Here is a 16,451-nt window from a genome sequence, read left to right on the forward strand (position 1 = left end):
TAAATTATATTAAGGAAGATTATGAAAAGACCTCAACTATTGCGCAGTGCATCCGCTGTTGCTATCTCTTTGGCGTTAATGCCCATCTCTATTGCCACTCAAGCCGCTGAAGCTCAAGAAGCTAAAGTTGAACGTATAGAAGTGACTGGCTCTCGCATTAAGCGTACTGATGTAGAAGGCCCATCTCCAGTACAATCGCTCAATAAAGATGACATTGCTAACATGGGGTTTGATAACCTACAACAATTATTAGAGCGTATGCCAGCCAATGGCTCTGGTGCTTTTTCTACTCGCGGCAACAGTCAAGATTCAACCGCAAATGGCGGTGCATCTATCAGCTTACGTGGCTTAGGTCCTGATGCAACATTAGTATTAATTAATGGCCGAAGAGTTGGCAATAGTGCGTTTGCTGAAGGGATCTCAAACTCCTTCGTAGACATTAATAACATTCCAGTCTCGGCTATCGAACGTATCGACATTTTAAAAGATGGTGCTTCAGCTATTTATGGTTCAGATGCGATTGCCGGTGTGGTCAATATTGTATTAAAGAAAGATATTGAAGGTATTGAAGTTAATTTAGGTTACGGCGATGACAGTGGCACAGGATATGATGAAACTACAGCTAGCTTAGTGTGGGGCGTTAAAGCGGATAAAGGTAGTGCATCGATTATTTTAGATTACTTTACTAACGGTACTTTATCTGCGGAAGATATGGGACGATTTGGTACAGCGAATCAATCGCCATACGGTGGTGAAGATTATCGCTCATCACGTGGTTACCCAGGATACTTTTATGTTAATGGCGTAAAAACCATAGACCCTGATTGTCCTCCTGAAAATGCGACCGCAAGTGGTAGCTGTTTATTTGATTATGGCCCTTACAATTTAACCATTCCAACCTCAGAGCGCGTTGGTGCGATAGGCCAGTTTGATTATATGTTAGGTGAGGATTTAACAGCATTTTTAGAATTATCTGTACAACATAATACTTCTGAAGCGGGTGGTGCACCAACGCCATTAGATGAAGATGCAGGCTTGACTGTACCAGGTTCACATCCTAATAATCCATTTGGACAAGATATTGAAATCGGTCGTTATCGTACCGTCGATGCTGGAGCGCGTCGCTGGGATATTGAGTCTGATACTATGCGAATTGTCGCTGGTCTTCGTGGTGTTGTGAATGATTGGGATTGGGAGGTTTCGGCTCAACGCGGTCGTAGTGAATCAACTCAATCAGGTGACCGTTCGCAAGGATGGGTAAGAACCGACTATTTACAAGCAGAAATTGATGCCGGAAATTATAACCCATTTGGGGCAACGGTTAATTCGCAAGATGTAATAGATCGCATTACCACCAGTTTAGTTAGACAAGGTAAGTCAAGTATCACAGCTTATGATGCGAGCATTACAGGCCAAGCATTCACGATCGCTGATCGCGATATTATGATGGCTGCTGGTGCTGAATACCGTGAAGAGAGTGTCAGTGATGTTCCTGATGAACAGTTCCGACGCGGTCTGATTTTTGGTACTGAAGCGGTTTCAGCTTATGGTTCACGAGATCAATATGCGGCATATGTGGAGTTTTCAATTCCGGTTGCGGATAATTTTGAATTACAGTTAGCCGGTCGCTATGACAATTACAGTGATTTTGGTTCAACCACCAACCCTAAAGTCGCCTTCCAATGGGGTATTCTTGATGAATTAACGGCGAGGGGATCATGGTCAACTGGATTCCGTGCACCTTCATTAGCCCAAATTGGCTTAGGCCCATCAGAAAAAAGTGATTTCTTAGTTGATAGTTATCGTTGTGCTGCTGATAACGTAGATTGTGAGTTATTGGACTATAATTTTGTGTTTGCGGGTAACCCTAACCTAGATGCTGAGGAATCAGAAACTTGGAACATAGGGATGATTTGGGCACCAAGCCAAGCATTTGATATTGGTTTCGATCTATTTAATATTGTTCAAGACAATAAGATTGACTCTCTACAAAACCAAGATCTTTACGATGAAAATTGTAATGATCAAAACAGTTCTATTTGTTTACGCAATACTCCACAAGCTGGCGAAACTTATGGTTCAATTGATGTCATTAAATCTGCTTTTGTGAATATTGGTTCTCAAGAAGTTCAAGGTGTGGATTTATCTACCCATTATAACCTTGGCTTAAATAGCTTCGGCGATATTAAATTTGGCGTAGAGTACAGCTATTTAATCAGTTTTGAAAAAGAAGTGGATAGCAACACCATAGATTACACTGGTCAGTATGAATATCCACAGCACCGTTGGTTAGCAACAACCAATTGGAACAAAGATGACTTTGCCGCTAACATCAATTTTAGCTACACAGGCGAGTTTGAAGATTATAATAAAACGCGTACTGTTGATTCACAGTTGTTAGTTGATATGTCAGGTTCATATCGTTTCAATGACATGTTTAAATTGTCAGTTGGCGTGAATAACGTATTTGACGAGTCGCCATCATTTGCCATTGGCGATGGTGATGCCGATTTATACGGTTATGCAATGGGAGTTCACAATCCATTAGGACGATTTGTTTACACTAAAGTCAGCATGAAGTTCTAGAATTAACCTTGTATGAAAACGATTGCCCACATTAGCTTAACTCAGTAATGTGGGTTTTTTATTAATTCGAAACTAGGTAGATAAAATGATCACTTTACATGGCACGCCACGCAGTCGTGCATTACGGGTTTCATGGTTACTTGAAGAGTTAAACGTTGAATGGCGGTTTAGGTTCATTAATTTTGCAAAGGGAGATAATCGCAGCAAGGATTTTCTTGCGTTAAATCCTAGTGGCAAAATGCCAGTGATTGAAGACGGGAATCTAGTATTAACCGAATCGGCAGCTATTTTACGTTATCTAGCTGAAAAATATGGTAAAGGACAATTTTTACCTCAACCAGGTACTGAGCAATCTGCGAAACATGAAGAGTGGGTCAGCTTTGTTATCTGCGAGCTTGAGCAAGCATTATGGAGTATGGGTAAACATCGCTTTGCCTTACCAGAAGAGCAGCGATTAACCACCATGTTGCCGGTGGCCACATTTGAATTTGACCGGGCAGCAAAGATAGCTGAATCTTGGGTGCCTGAGTCGGGGTATTTATTAGGTGAGCAATTTACCGTTGCGGATGTGCTATTAACACAAACATTAATGTGGGCAACCGCCTTTAAACAAACGATTCCACCTAAACTGAGTGCTTATCTGGCGCGAGTACAAACTCGTCCGGCATTGGTGGCGGTATTAGAAAAAACAGAAGCTATTGCCAAAGCAGAACAAGCTGAATAATCTGCATTAACAATAAACAAGGGAAGCAAACGCTTCCCTTTTTGGGTTTAAGCAAACAAGGTTGTCGCTTATTAAAGCTGGGTTGCGGCCCATTTAGCACGGCTTTCACGACTTTCGCTCATGCCATTATCTGCTCGGTAAGCTTTATAAGCTTCTGCATCTAATGCGATTAAACTTACATCGACTTCAAGGACTAATTTACATTCTTTTTTAATCCGCCAAGCTGCAGTGTTATATAACTCAGTTAATGGCAAAGAGCTTAAAAACTCAGGGTTATATTGGTTATAAAGCGCTTGCGTTGGGTAAACCACAAACGCTAAGCGGCGCTTAGGTTCTTTTTTAAATAACTCTTCAATGCCATCAGTGGTGTTAAGTACCTGCATTTCAATAATATCATCTATTTCGAGTAGCTTTTTTTGAGCAGGAACAGGCGCTGAGGTTTCACCAGCTTCCCAAGCCGTTACAGCTTCTGCTGTGGTTTTAGTGATAAGGGCAACTTGCTCGATGCTTAATCCAAATGATTGGCGTAAACATAACATTTCAATGGCATTTAAGCCTGATTCTTTAGACATGATATTTCCTACAAAATTTTTAACCTCAACTCGGGTAAAGAGATGAGTAAATGATATTTAAATCGCTAATATTCAATTTCTTACAATAGAAATTGAACTTTGCATTGATAACAAGGCGCATTTACGCGTCAATAGCGGGTCTATAGCAAATCAATTCAACGCAGTTAGCGCAGCAAAAAGCTGTTTGATATGCATTTTTATCCCAAGCTGAGGTTTAGCAAAACAACTTACTGAGCCAGCCAGACGTCGTCAACCCAATCCCAAAACGATTCCCAGACCTCATCGGTAAAGTCACCGTCTTGCCAAAATTGCACCTGACCATTCTCTTCAATGCAGTAAAAGCTATCACCGACTTGGCAAATTGGAATTTGCTCTCTCGGTAACCCGATAGACCACGCATAGCTGGCGACTTCCGGCAAAAAAGTATGCGAGTAGGGATCGGCAGCGGTTACAGGTTCATATGCGCTATAAATCACATTGCTGGCATGGAGTAAATATTCTTTTAATTCAGCAGGCAAGCCAATTAATATCTGTTCTTCAACTTCAACAAGTTGCTCAAAAGTAGGCAACTCTAGCGGAACAGGAACGGTTTCACTTAACTCTTGTAGTTGGTCAATAATTTCGTGCATTGGGGATCCTTAAGTCGCAATGGCGGTCAATGCGATATTGGCGCGATTATAGCAGAAATATTCCTCTATTCTGTACTCAGGTTTTTAAGTTACCTAACTATATGTAAAGTAATGGCTTTGAGCGTGATAGCTTTGATGGAATCATTGACTACTTTAGATAATGTCAATTTTAACGAGGACGATAGTGACTAGGCGAGTCATCACTTGATAGTTAATCGCAAAATACCCCATTGATATTAGTTTGCAATATGAACTCAATTGCTGGAATGAATGGCGGGATTTTAGGCAAAAAAATGCGCTCATAGGAGCGCAAAGGGTGGGTGGAAAGTCGCTGTAATTAGGCGGCTTGTTGAAAGCTCGCGGTTACCGCTTCGCGTTTGTAGACTAACCAAGCTTTGTGATATTGCTTATGAGATTGTTGACGGATTTGAGTAATTCTCTGCATCTCAAGTTCGCTTAGGGCGCGGTGTTCTAGATTCGCTCTGTTTTCAATGTTCTGAATTTGCTGGTAATCCTGATGATCTTGTCCACTTTTAATCGCGGCAATGGTTTGTAAATGTAATTGAACTTCAACAATCATCTGACTTTGTGGCAGTTTAATCAGCACATTCAAATCGCGGTAACCAGAGGCTTTTGGATTAGCAAAACGGTTTTTAATTTGAACGATTTCACTGTTTTCATGCAACATTTGATAACTCGCCATTAGATTCTCGACATTGTTGGCGACAATACTGCCGCGGGCAATATCGGTAATTAGGCGAGCATCACCATTAAACTTATTATCGACTTTTTGTAACGCACGGTCATAACTTTTAGTTAGCGGCAATAGCATATCCACTTCGGCATTAACGCTTATTGCCGATAAAAGCTGGCTTAATTCCTGCTGTGCGTATTCAGCTTGCAACATTAAATGATTTAAGTCGGCAGATTGTTGCATTGGCGCATACGCCTGGTAATCGGCAATAGCGTAAAGGTTGTCGAGTGCACTATCGGCACTCGGGGTGGTTCCACTTAGGTTTACGCCATATGGGACTTTATCTGTCGGCTCATTAACTGACACCTGTGGCTGTGCGGCAACCTGACGGGTCGTTAATAGAATCAAAAAGATAAACAGAGTACGAAAGAGTTTATTCAATGCTAAATTCTCCAAGCTGTTAGCCTAGAGTCACTGTAACTTGACTGAGCTGTACCAATACTGAATAAGTCTTTGGATTTGATGACAGAGGATAAAGAAAAGGGCGCCATAGGCGCCCTTGGTGATCTATAAGCGAATGCTTACCAAATTTTAACGCGTGATTCAGGTGCGATATACATTTTATCACCTTCTTTCACGTCATAGGTTTGGTAGAACTCTGGCATATTTGATAACGCGCCAAGTGCACGGAAGTGACCTGGTGAATGAGGATCAGTTGCTACGCGGTTACGCATGGCTTCTTCTTTCATTTTTACGCGCCAAATTTGGCTAAAGCCCATAAAGAAACGTTGATCGCCAGTTAGGCCATCGATAACCGGTGCTTCTTTACCGTTTAATGACATCTTGTAAGCTTTATAAGCAATCGTTACGCCTGATAAGTCACCGATGTTCTCACCTAAAGTAAGCTCACCATTGACATGTAAATCATCAAATACTTGGTAGCCATCATATTGAGCAACTAGTGCTTTACCTTTGGATTCAAACGCTTTTAAATCAGCTTCTGTCCACCAGTCGCGCATATTACCTTCACCGTCAAACTTAGCGCCCTGATCGTCAAAACCGTGGCCCATTTCATGACCGATAACCGCGCCAATACCGCCGTAGTTAACAGCATCATCAGCTTCTAAGTTAAAGAATGGTGGTTGTAAAATTGCCGCTGGGAACACAATTTCATTCATTGTAGGGTTGTAATAAGCGTTAACCGTTTGAGGAGTCATGTGCCACTCATCTTTATCGATAGGCTGACCTAACTTAGCCACATTACGGTTATGTTCCACTACAGATGCACGTTTAGCATTACCGACTAAATCGTCAGCTTTGATTGATAGCTTGCTGTAATCCGCCCAATTTTTTGGATAACCAATTTTCGGGTTGAATTTAGCCAGTTTATCCTTGGCAGCTACTTTTGTGCTGTCGCTCATCCAGTCAAGTGATTCGATACTTGAACCGTAAGCACTGCGAAGATTTTCAACTAAACCTTCCATACGATCTTTCGCTTCAGGTACGAAGTGACGTTTAACATACACTTTACCGACCACTTCACCTAAGGTATTGCTGACCGCAGTCACACCGCGCTTCCAACGAGGTTCTTGCTCGGCTTGACCGTTTAAGGTTTTAGAGAAAAATTCGAAGTTTTCAGTGTCTAAAGCTTCTGACAAGTTGCTTGCAGCATGTGTCAGCGCTTGCCATGTCATGTAGGTTTTCCACGTTGCTAGATCATTGGCTTTAAGCACATCATTTAAGCCTTGAATATAGCTAGGTTGATTAATAATGATATCTGCTTGCTTATCGCCACCTAAAGCTGCCAAGTAACCGTTCCAGTTAATATCTGGGGCTAAAGTTGCTAGCTCACTAACTTGATACTTGTTATAGGTTTTTGTGCTGTCGCGAGTTTCAACAACATCCCAATGCTTTTCCGCAATGGCCGTTTCAAGTGCTAATACAGTTTCAGCCGCCGCTTTACCATTTGGTAATCCAGCTAAAGTGAACATCTTTTCAATGTGTTCAACAAAGGCTTTACGGATGTTGACGAAGCGCTCACCTTCGTTAAAGTAATAATCTTTTTCTGGCAGGCTTAAACCGTATTGCCAAATGTGAGTCGCATAACGGGTTGAATCTTTTGCATCAACATTGATGTAGAAAGCCAGTGGCGTACCGCCGCCGTTGACTTGGTTTTCACCAAAAAATGTCACTAATTCATTTTTGTCTTTTAATGCAGCGATTTTATCGAATGTGGCTTGAAGAGGTGTAACACCTAATTTATTCAAGGTTTCAACATCCATGAATGAGCGATAAAGATCAGCAACCTTTTGCTCATCAGTGCCTTGTGTAAGTGAGTCAGATGCACTTACATCTTCAATAATCGCTTTTACGTCATCACGGGCATTTTCACGTAGGTCATAAAAAGCACCAATGTTAGTACGGTCGCCAGGGATCTCAGCGCTAGTCATCCAGCCGCCGTTAACATATAAATAAAAATCATCCTGTGGACGTACATTTTTATCCATATTGTCGAAAGTAATACCTGATGTTAGCGCTTTTTCTACTGCTGCGGCTGTGGCTGTTTTAGCCACATCAGCTGTTGCTACTGTTTCAGTGGTTGTTTTTGTATCGTTATTACAAGCGCTTAAGCCTGCGATTAGTGAAGCACACAGCCCACCAATAACCAGTTTTTTCATGTTATTTCCCTTGCATTTTAAGTTGCCCATCAATGGAGGCGAGGTGATTTATTATTTTTATCAAATTTTCATAATGAAAGATGACATTATTATTTTTGTAACGGCTATGTTAAGGGCTTGTCATCCCTTAACACAAGTGAGTTGCTGGTTTTTTATCGGTTTATTTTGTCACTAGGTGTAACGAAAAGTACGATTGTTGAAGCCGAGGAGCTTATTAGCACAAGATAATGTTTATCGATAAGTCACTGAATAAGCAAAAACGATATGCTCTGGAGATTGGTTACTTGCAGTGGATGTTAGCGAAAAATCGATGTTCGACGTTTAGTGTAAACATTTTTGATATAGGGCAATCGATTAATAACTTGGCATCATGACGCATTTTAAGCCGTATTTATTGCCTGGGTTCTCGCTTTGGTCGAGCGCTAGCTACTTTAATACTGCTTAGTATCATTTCAATTTTTCATTTAAGCCCTCATAATATAACCAAATTAAATGGTGGGTATGGATTGTGCGTTTAGACAAATTTATTTGTGAAAGTACCGAGTTGACTCGTTCAATGGCTAAAAAAGCTTTACATCGCAGTGATGTGACCTGTGATGGTGTGGTCGTTAAAGATTCTGGCTTCAAAGTGACAGACAACACGGTTGTTCGATTAGAGGGACAAGTGATCTCTTTAGTGGGTGAGCGCTACATTATGATGCACAAGCCAGTAGATACCATCTGTTCTACCATTGATGAGGTGTATCCTTCAGTGCTGAGTTTAATGGATATTGAGAAGGCCGATACATTACACATTGCAGGTCGACTAGATGCTGATACCACCGGGCTAGTGCTGATTACCAGTGACGGTCAATGGTCACACAAAATAACCTCACCTAAAAAAGATTGTGGCAAACGTTACTTAGTCGAGTTAGCCGAGCCCATTTCGGAGCAGTTAGTGTCGGTTTTTGCGCAAGGGATTGAACTACGTAACGAAGACGGATTAACCAAACCTGCAGTATTGTCTATTATTGATAACCATAATGCCCGACTGACTATTAGTGAAGGTAAATACCATCAGGTTAAGCGGATGTTTGCAGCCGTTGGTAATAAAGTGGTGACTTTGCATCGAGAATGTGTGGGTGAGATTGAGCTAGACCCCGACTTAGCACCAGGTGAATGGCGCCATTTAACCCAAGCTGAAATTAACTCTATTGCTTAAGGTTGAGTTATTTTAATTTGATGATAAATTGTACTGAGTGTTGTGATAATGTAAATATCAACATGAGTTTACAAAATAAAACTTAAAATTTTGATGTTGTTAGCGTTTTTGACATTATTTTTTGATATGTAGGCTAAAATAGTTATTAATAGATGGATTAAATGAGTGCAGTGAAGGTTGAGCTTTGGAACGCGTAATACTGACCTGCGCCTAAATGACTTAGGAGTATATATGAAATATTCAATCTTATTTGCTGCACTATTCTTTGCTGGTTCTGCTGCTGCTGTTGATTGTGTTGAATGTCACGAAAACGTAGACATTGCAGCACATACTGAAAATGAAGCAACTTTAGCTGTTTGTGCTGATTGCCACGCCATTGGCGACGCGCATGAAATCGATATGGAAATGCACAGCACTGAGTTGACAATCAAAGAGTGTACTGATTGTCACGAGATGGAAAAAAAGTAATTTCGTCTATTGCGGCTTAGTTAGCAATGATTAAAGGTCTTCTTAGGAAGGCCTTTTTTATTCATTAAAGTGAGCGAAAATATCTGCAATATACGACCGTCTAGAAAACTAAATGGTTTTAGCTGCTTTCTGATGGTCAGGAAGTTTGTTATGTAGATGATTTTATAAATAACCTTATCTCGGGATAATTCATCCATATCAAAAAACTCTTTTAACCGCTAACGGCGTTAAATTTACTTGTAGTCGATTCCCTATATAACGCGAAAATTCGCCTTGTTATCAGTATAAAGGGTTATTTCCTATAAGTTGTTGAAATTGAAGTTTAAAATTTATCCCCTTAACTCTGAACCCGAGTGGAGGTTAAATCTACTTTATCAACTGAACATAAAGTCATGAATAGCACAACCATACACATGGCTCCCTCTATTACTTATTTTTGAGTAGTGAAGCAATTAATTGCAGCTAGCATTGTTTAATCTTCAGTTTTAATTTTGTTTGCCGATATTACATTACAGGGCATTTTTTATAAGTCGCCGATAAACCTATTAATAATCGAAAAATATTCATAAATTTTTAATCTTAATATTCGCTTACACACCAAAAAACAACTATATATTAACTATTACATTTTAAAAAAATCCAGAAGAAGGATTAGAGTATGCAAATTCGTTCAAAGCTGATGTTGAGTGCTGTAGTGTCTATTTCAGCACTGGTAGCAATGTTTGCGTTACAACAGTACTCTGCAAATGTTCAGCAGAAATTGTCAATTGCGATCACAAGTGTGATGGAGATTGAAAAAGAAATATTCTCACTGAGAAAAGAAGAAAAAGATTTTCTTAGCCGACTTGATGTTAAATATATTGATAAACATCAACAGAATTCGGCCGATTTGTCGGTGCTATTTGACCATGTTGAACAGGTCTTAAACGATAGAAATATTCCTACCAATGCGCTCGACGGTTTGAGAAATAGCGTCAACCTTTACCTTGACGCATTCAATGATATTGTCAATTTGCAGAAAGAAATCGGCTTAACACCCAAAACAGGTTTATACGGGCAATTAAGAGAAGCCGTTCATAATGTTGAAACTATCTTGGATGCCAATGATGAAGATGCATTGTTGGTCATTATGTTGCAGCTTCGCCGTAATGAAAAAGACTTCATGCTTCGTAGCGACCTTAAGTACAACGACACCTTTAAAGAGAATATCGCTAAATTCAAGCAAGCCGTTAACAGCTCATATTTATCGTCGGATGTGAAGTCGCAGTTACAAAGCAATATTGATCAATACCAAAAAGATTTCCAGGCGTTGGTGAGTAAAAGAGAAGAGTTCGGGTTATCTGAATCCAGCGGTAAGATGAAGCAGCTTCGCGATGCAATTTATCAAACCGATACTGACAGAGAAGTACTACACGATCAAACCTTGGCTGAAATTCAAGAGGCTAAAGATAATGGTACTTATATCGGTGGGGGGATATTTTTACTGATTACTTTAGCCCTGTGTATTTTTACTTATTATATTATTCGTAGCATTATTGCCCCTGTTGAAAATATTACCCGAGTTATCTCAAGTATTGAGCAAACTAAGAATTTAACGATGCGTTGTGACACTTCCGGTGAGGATGAATTGTCACAAATAGCGGTGCATTTTAATAGCATGGTGGGATCGTTTCAGAACTTAATTGAGCAAGTGAATGAAGCCGTTGATGCTATGAATGACTCATGCCATGAGCTTTCAAAAAATGCCAATGTCGCTTCTGAAGGTGTGTTAAGGCAGTTGAATGAAACCGATATGGTGGCCACTGCGATAACGGAAATGGGCGCTACCATTGATGAAATTGCTAAAAATACTGAGTTGGCAGCTTTAAAAGCAAGTCAAACACATGATAATGCTCGAAGCGGGCAAACGGGTGTAGAAGAAACTATCGCTAAAATCGAATTATTAGCCAGTCAGTTAAATGACTCTTCTAAAGTTGTGTCTGAGTTAGAGCAAGACAGTAAAACCATTGGTAGTGTATTAGATGTGATCCGGGGTATTGCTGAGCAAACTAATTTGCTGGCACTAAATGCCGCAATTGAAGCAGCAAGAGCGGGTGAGCAAGGGCGAGGCTTTGCGGTGGTTGCAGATGAGGTGCGCAGTCTTGCAATGCGGACTCAAGAATCAACTGAAGAGATCGCAGGTATTATTAGTACCTTACAGACACGAACTCGTTCAATTGTGCAATTGATGGAAACCAGCCAAAGACAAGGTGCTGAAAGTGCTGAACAAGCAGCCAGTGCAGGTACATTGTTACGTCAAATAAACGATGATGTTACCAATATCATGGACATGAGTACTCAAATTGCTGCAGCAATTGAAGAGCAAAGCATGGTTGCAGCAGAGGTAAATAAAAACGTGGTAGTGATACGTGATATTGCCGATGAGTCATCGCATGCTTCTGAAGAGAATGCGGCGGCATCAGAAGATTTACGCATTCGTGCAGCAGGTTTACACAAGTCGGTAAGCATATTTAAAATCTAGCCTTAATGGATAGTAAAATAAAAACCTAACTCATAGAGTTAGGTTTTTTGTTTTTATTTCGGGCAGTGACTTAACTTAAACTTGGCTAAAGTGACGAATAATTTAGATTTAACTAGCTAATATTCAATTGCTTATAGCACAAACTTGAACTGTGCATTGATAACAAAATGAGTTTACGCGTTAATAGCTAAACTGTTACAAGTAAATTCAACATAGTATCGGTGCAAGATACTATTGAATAAGCATTTATTCACCGAGCATAGGTTACTTAGAGGTGACTGTTTTTACGCCTTCAGGTGTGCCGACAAGTAAAACATCTGCACCACGGTTAGCAAATAGACCGTTAGTTACTACGCCAACAATTGCATTGATCTTAGTTTCCATCACTTTGGGATCTAAGATTTTCATGTTGTGAACATCTAAAATAACATTACCATTATCTGTGATAACACCTTGACGATATTCAGGATCACCGCCTAACTTAACCAATTCACGGGCAACGTATGAGCGTGCCATTGGGATCACTTCAACAGGTAGCGGAAAATCACCTAAAATTGATACTTCTTTGGTGTTATCAACGATACAAATGAACTTTTTAGCCACGGCCGCAACGATTTTCTCACGGGTTAATGCCGCGCCACCGCCTTTAATCATATCCATACGGTCATTAATTTCATCAGCACCATCAACATAAACAGCAATTTCAGAAACATTATTTAAATCAAAAACTTCAATGCCCAATTGTTTCAGTTTGGCGGTTGATGCTTCAGAGCTTGATACCGCGCCTTGAATATCATCTTTTATTGTCGCTAAAGCATCAATAAAGTGGTTAACCGTTGACCCTGTACCCACGCCAACGATTGTGTCTCTTTCGACATATTTCAGTGCTGCCCATCCGGCTGCTTTTTTCATTTCATCTTGAGTCATTAGGCTATTCCATTGGTGGCTTTAAAAAGAAGACTTTAAAAATTAGCAAGATTATAACGCAACTTGTGGTTAAAACATTTGCTTGCTGTCATAAAATTGTGCATTTTTAAATGCATCTAATACCCGGACATTAATGTCACTAATAAATTTCTTTTCTAAACGCACATCCATCACATATGCCTTAACGGTAATGGTTTGTATATGCTGACCAAAACTGAATTCAGTTCCAAGAATGACATTAACGGGTTTATTCAAAAAGGTATAAGGCGAGCACTGGGTTGCTTCTTTAGCCAAAGCCATGGCTTTTTTATGATCAACATCTATGGGTAAGTTAAATTGAATTGCCACCATTTCATCAAGGGCACCGCTATTCGCGTTTGATACAGCCGTTTTCAGGGCTTCGGCATTAGGCACCATGATGGTGTTGTCATCAAAAGTGCGTAGCCAGGTGACACTCCATTCTAACTTAGTGACCTCGCCATAATGGCCACCTAAGGTGACCATGTCGCCAACACGATAGGGCGGGTTTAGCATAATAATAAAACCTGCAATCATGTTTTTTGCGGGCTCTTGGGTGGCTAAACCTATGACAATACTGACAGACCCTATCATGGCTAATACCACGTTTTGATGTGGAGCAATAATTCCAACTAGGGTGTATGTGATCACTCCACCCCAAATAAATAACCGAATAAATGGGTATAACCTGCCCCAGAGTAATCGGTATTTAGGCAACTTGATGGTTAGCTGATCTAAACTCATTTTTATGCCGATTAGCATTACCCAAGCAAGGCCACATATCAGCATAATAAGGGTCATTTTTTCAAATGAAATAATATTGATCAGTGATTGCAAAGCATCTGTGCTGGATTCCATTCTAACTCCCTTTACTGCTGGTTATAGACTAAATAGCTTGTTGTGATTAACCAAGTGGACTGCCACAATTTGGGTTAATGCAGGGGTAATTTGATAATAATGGCGCACAAAATCTTCTTCACAGTACTGAGGAATAATTAACCCTTGGCGACTTAAAAACTCTAATGTTAACGAACTCTTTTCAACAGAAATGTTGAAAATAATACTCAAATTTTCAACGGTTAACCCGCCGTGAATATAAATTTCGGCCAGTGCAAATAGTGACTCTTCATCTAAACAACTTAAAGCTTTGGTATCGACCGAAATAATATCAGTAGAGGGCAGCTTACTTAGCTGCTTGATGCCTTGGGTGGCAATCGATCGCTTTAATAGTAATAAGGCCAATTTCGGATGACCCTGACTATTTGCTACCAAGGTTTTACTGTGTTCTTCAATCGCCGTTAATTCAATATCTAATGGAGCAGCTTTCGCCGTATCATCCAAGGTTTTTATTGCGCTTTGTGCGGGTAACGTTATCCCTAAATCAGCTAAATGTAAGCTTAAAAGCGTATGCATGGCTGGTTGATTAAGATAAGCAAGATGTACCACCGTTTTAAAAAAATGGCTTATTTGGTATAGAGACGATAGTCGCTGCCAAACATATGTTTCACACCCCATAATCCAACAATGCTTTTGACGAGTTTCCATTAAAATCGTAGCTAAGGTGACTAATGCTTGATAGTTACCCATGCGCCTCAGCATTAACTTATGCATGTCATCAATAAAAATGATCTTTGCGGGTTGAGCATTAATCAAGCTTATTGCATCGGTAATTGACTGGGGATCATCATTAATATCAAAGCAACTAAATAAGCTAGATATCGCTTCTTTTGTGGATAAGGGGGCACGATAAAAACTTAGCCACAAAATAGGTTCAGCAGCTGCTTGGCTGTGAATAATGTTGTTAATGAAATGGCTTAGACCAGCACCAAATGGGGCTGTGATGGCACTCAGTTCACCTTGCTGTTTTCGCCATAATTCAATGGCATTGCTTATTTGCTCCATAGCGAGTTCACGCCCTAAAAGCGGACTGATGTTATCTTTATGTATTACATAGGGTTGCTGCTTTAATTGCCCCCTAGTGCCATGGTGTGAATAAGTTTGCGCAATCGCTTTTAAAGACAGCTTGTCACTGGGTTCTGTTTCAATTTGTTGTGGCGCGAACAGCGTTTTTATTTTGTTGATTAATTGCTGCCAGTGAGTCGTGATGGCATTGATCGTTACAGCCATAATATTATCCGTTTGATAAACTCATCCATGAAAAGACTTAAGTACTATATAAAGAATAGCAAATCAAATAAGTCAATTAAGTGTAATGGGCTAGATAAAATAGACACTATTACAATTAATTAGGTTAGTCATACTAAAGGGCGGAGGCAAATAGAATCGTCTTTTAATTAGCATAATTGCGTGTAAAAAAACAACGAATGTCGCTAAGTAAAGCTATTGTGATATTTAAGTAACATTTAAAGGTGTTTTTATGATTATTTGACTCGCTGAGTCATGATTACATAGCGTATACTTTATTTTATTTATTCATTAAATGTACTTTATTATGCCATTCAAAGCCGTTTTTTCGACAGTCATGTTACTTGCAAGCTTGTCTTCTACTCTAGTGGCTGCTAAGCCCGTGTCATCTACCGGCCTACAAGAGTTAGCGGCTGGAAGCGCGATGTTGGTTGATTTAAAAACCAATGAAGTGCTTTACTCAAGTAATATTAACCAACAAGTGCCTATAGCCTCTGTGACCAAACTGATGACTGCGATGGTTGTTTTAGACGCTAAGTTACCCTTAGATGAAATGATTACGGTCGACATCAGCGATGCTAAAATTATGCGCAATGTGCATTCGCGAGTACGTGTTGGCAGTGTGGTAAGTCGCGAAACCATGATGTTGCTAACCTTGATGTCTTCAGAAAACCGTGCAGCAACGGCATTGGCCCATCATTATCCTGGGGGATATTTCGCGTTCATTAAAGCCATGAACGCCAAAGCCAAAGCTCTCGGAATGAATCAAACTCGATATGCAGAACCAACGGGCTTATCGGCTGATAATGTCTCTAGTGCCAGAGATTTGATTATTTTACTGCAAGAAAGTCAAAAATACCCCTTACTTGGCAAGCTGAGTTCAACTAAGAAAAAACATGTTATTTTTAGTAGTCCAAAATATAAACTCGATTTTCACAACACCAATAAATTGGTATCAAAAGACAGTTGGAATATCGCGTTAACCAAAACCGGTTATACCAGTAAAGCTGGACATTGTTTAATCATGCTAACTGAAATGAATAAGCGGAAAGTGGCATTTGTAGTGCTAGACGCATTTGGTAAATATACCCATATGGCTGATGCGAACAGACTAAAGAAATGGCTTGAAACGGGCAAGGTTACGCCTATTCCTGCTTCAGCCAAAGCGTATAAAAGTCAGAAGCAAAGTAGTTAATTAAGCTACAAATATGGGTGTTTCGATTATTGATTAGCGGTTTGGTCGGTATTTGCTACGATAAAGCTATTTTTATCGCATAAAGTCAGCGTC

At 40.0% G+C, this 16,451-nt stretch carries 13 protein-coding genes; 6 read left to right on the forward strand and 7 right to left on the reverse strand.

The features are described 5' to 3' along the window. Positions 1–21: 21 nt before the first annotated feature. Together IEY03_RS05690 and IEY03_RS05695 are read left to right on the forward strand one after the other, a co-directional pair. Complete coding sequence (locus IEY03_RS05690) at positions 22–2,586, forward strand: TonB-dependent receptor (RefSeq protein ID WP_188840381.1); 2,565 nt, start codon at positions 22–24, stop codon at positions 2,584–2,586. 85 nt (positions 2,587–2,671) lie between these two features. Next, a complete protein-coding gene (locus IEY03_RS05695) occupies positions 2,672–3,310 on the forward strand; it encodes a glutathione S-transferase family protein (protein ID WP_188840382.1) in 639 nt (212 codons plus the stop codon). 71 nt (positions 3,311–3,381) lie between these two features. On the opposite strand, the gene IEY03_RS05700 is transcribed toward IEY03_RS05695, so the two are convergent. The 4 genes from IEY03_RS05700 to IEY03_RS05715 all read right to left on the reverse strand — a co-directional run bounded on the left by IEY03_RS05700 (position 3,382) and on the right by IEY03_RS05715 (position 7,883). Beyond that, entirely contained in the window at positions 3,382–3,882 is a 501-nt protein-coding gene (locus tag IEY03_RS05700; RefSeq protein WP_188840383.1) for a DUF4447 family protein, read from the reverse strand. Positions 3,883–4,109: 227 nt separating this feature from the next. Beyond that, positions 4,110–4,511, reverse strand: a complete 402-nt coding sequence (locus tag IEY03_RS05705) for an SMI1/KNR4 family protein (RefSeq protein ID WP_188840384.1) — start codon at positions 4,509–4,511, stop codon at positions 4,110–4,112. Between the two features lie 337 nt (positions 4,512–4,848). Beyond that, a complete protein-coding gene (locus tag IEY03_RS05710; protein WP_188840385.1) occupies positions 4,849–5,646 on the reverse strand; it encodes a RelA/SpoT domain-containing protein in 798 nt (265 codons plus the stop codon). 140 nt (positions 5,647–5,786) lie between these two features. Next, entirely contained in the window at positions 5,787–7,883 is a 2,097-nt protein-coding gene (locus tag IEY03_RS05715) for a M13 family metallopeptidase (protein ID WP_188840386.1), read from the reverse strand. A 508-nt stretch (positions 7,884–8,391) separates the two neighbouring features. Between IEY03_RS05715 and rsuA the strand changes: the two genes are divergently transcribed. The 3 genes from rsuA (at position 8,392) to IEY03_RS05730 (ending at position 12,073) form a co-directional block, all read left to right on the forward strand. Continuing rightward, complete coding sequence (gene rsuA, locus IEY03_RS05720; RefSeq protein WP_188840387.1) at positions 8,392–9,084, forward strand: 16S rRNA pseudouridine(516) synthase RsuA; 693 nt, start codon at positions 8,392–8,394, stop codon at positions 9,082–9,084. Positions 9,085–9,315: 231 nt separating this feature from the next. Then, positions 9,316–9,552, forward strand: coding sequence for a cytochrome c3 family protein (locus tag IEY03_RS05725; RefSeq protein WP_188840388.1), 237 nt, complete (start codon positions 9,316–9,318; stop codon positions 9,550–9,552). A 658-nt stretch (positions 9,553–10,210) separates the two neighbouring features. Then, positions 10,211–12,073 (forward strand): methyl-accepting chemotaxis protein, encoded by a 1,863-nt coding sequence (locus tag IEY03_RS05730; protein ID WP_188840389.1) that lies wholly within the window; start codon positions 10,211–10,213, stop codon positions 12,071–12,073. 264 nt (positions 12,074–12,337) lie between these two features. On the opposite strand, the gene rpiA is transcribed toward IEY03_RS05730, so the two are convergent. From rpiA to IEY03_RS05745, 3 genes are all read right to left on the reverse strand, one after another. Then, positions 12,338–13,000, reverse strand: a complete 663-nt coding sequence (gene rpiA, locus IEY03_RS05735) for a ribose-5-phosphate isomerase RpiA (RefSeq protein WP_188840390.1) — start codon at positions 12,998–13,000, stop codon at positions 12,338–12,340. A 69-nt stretch (positions 13,001–13,069) separates the two neighbouring features. Continuing rightward, positions 13,070–13,876 (reverse strand): mechanosensitive ion channel family protein, encoded by an 807-nt coding sequence (locus IEY03_RS05740; protein ID WP_188840391.1) that lies wholly within the window; start codon positions 13,874–13,876, stop codon positions 13,070–13,072. Between the two features lie 21 nt (positions 13,877–13,897). Further along, complete coding sequence (locus tag IEY03_RS05745; RefSeq protein WP_188840392.1) at positions 13,898–15,145, reverse strand: hypothetical protein; 1,248 nt, start codon at positions 15,143–15,145, stop codon at positions 13,898–13,900. A 325-nt stretch (positions 15,146–15,470) separates the two neighbouring features. Here IEY03_RS05745 and pbpG point away from each other — a divergent pair, with 325 nt between their 5' ends. After that, the gene (gene pbpG / locus IEY03_RS05750) at positions 15,471–16,358 is read left to right on the forward strand and encodes a D-alanyl-D-alanine endopeptidase (RefSeq protein ID WP_188840393.1); all 888 of its coding nucleotides are present in this window, start codon (positions 15,471–15,473) and stop codon (positions 16,356–16,358) included. Positions 16,359–16,451: the final 93 nt, after the last annotated feature.

It is taken from the genome of Shewanella aestuarii (assembly GCF_014647215.1).
GTDB classification, from domain to species: domain Bacteria; phylum Pseudomonadota; class Gammaproteobacteria; order Enterobacterales; family Shewanellaceae; genus Shewanella; species Shewanella aestuarii.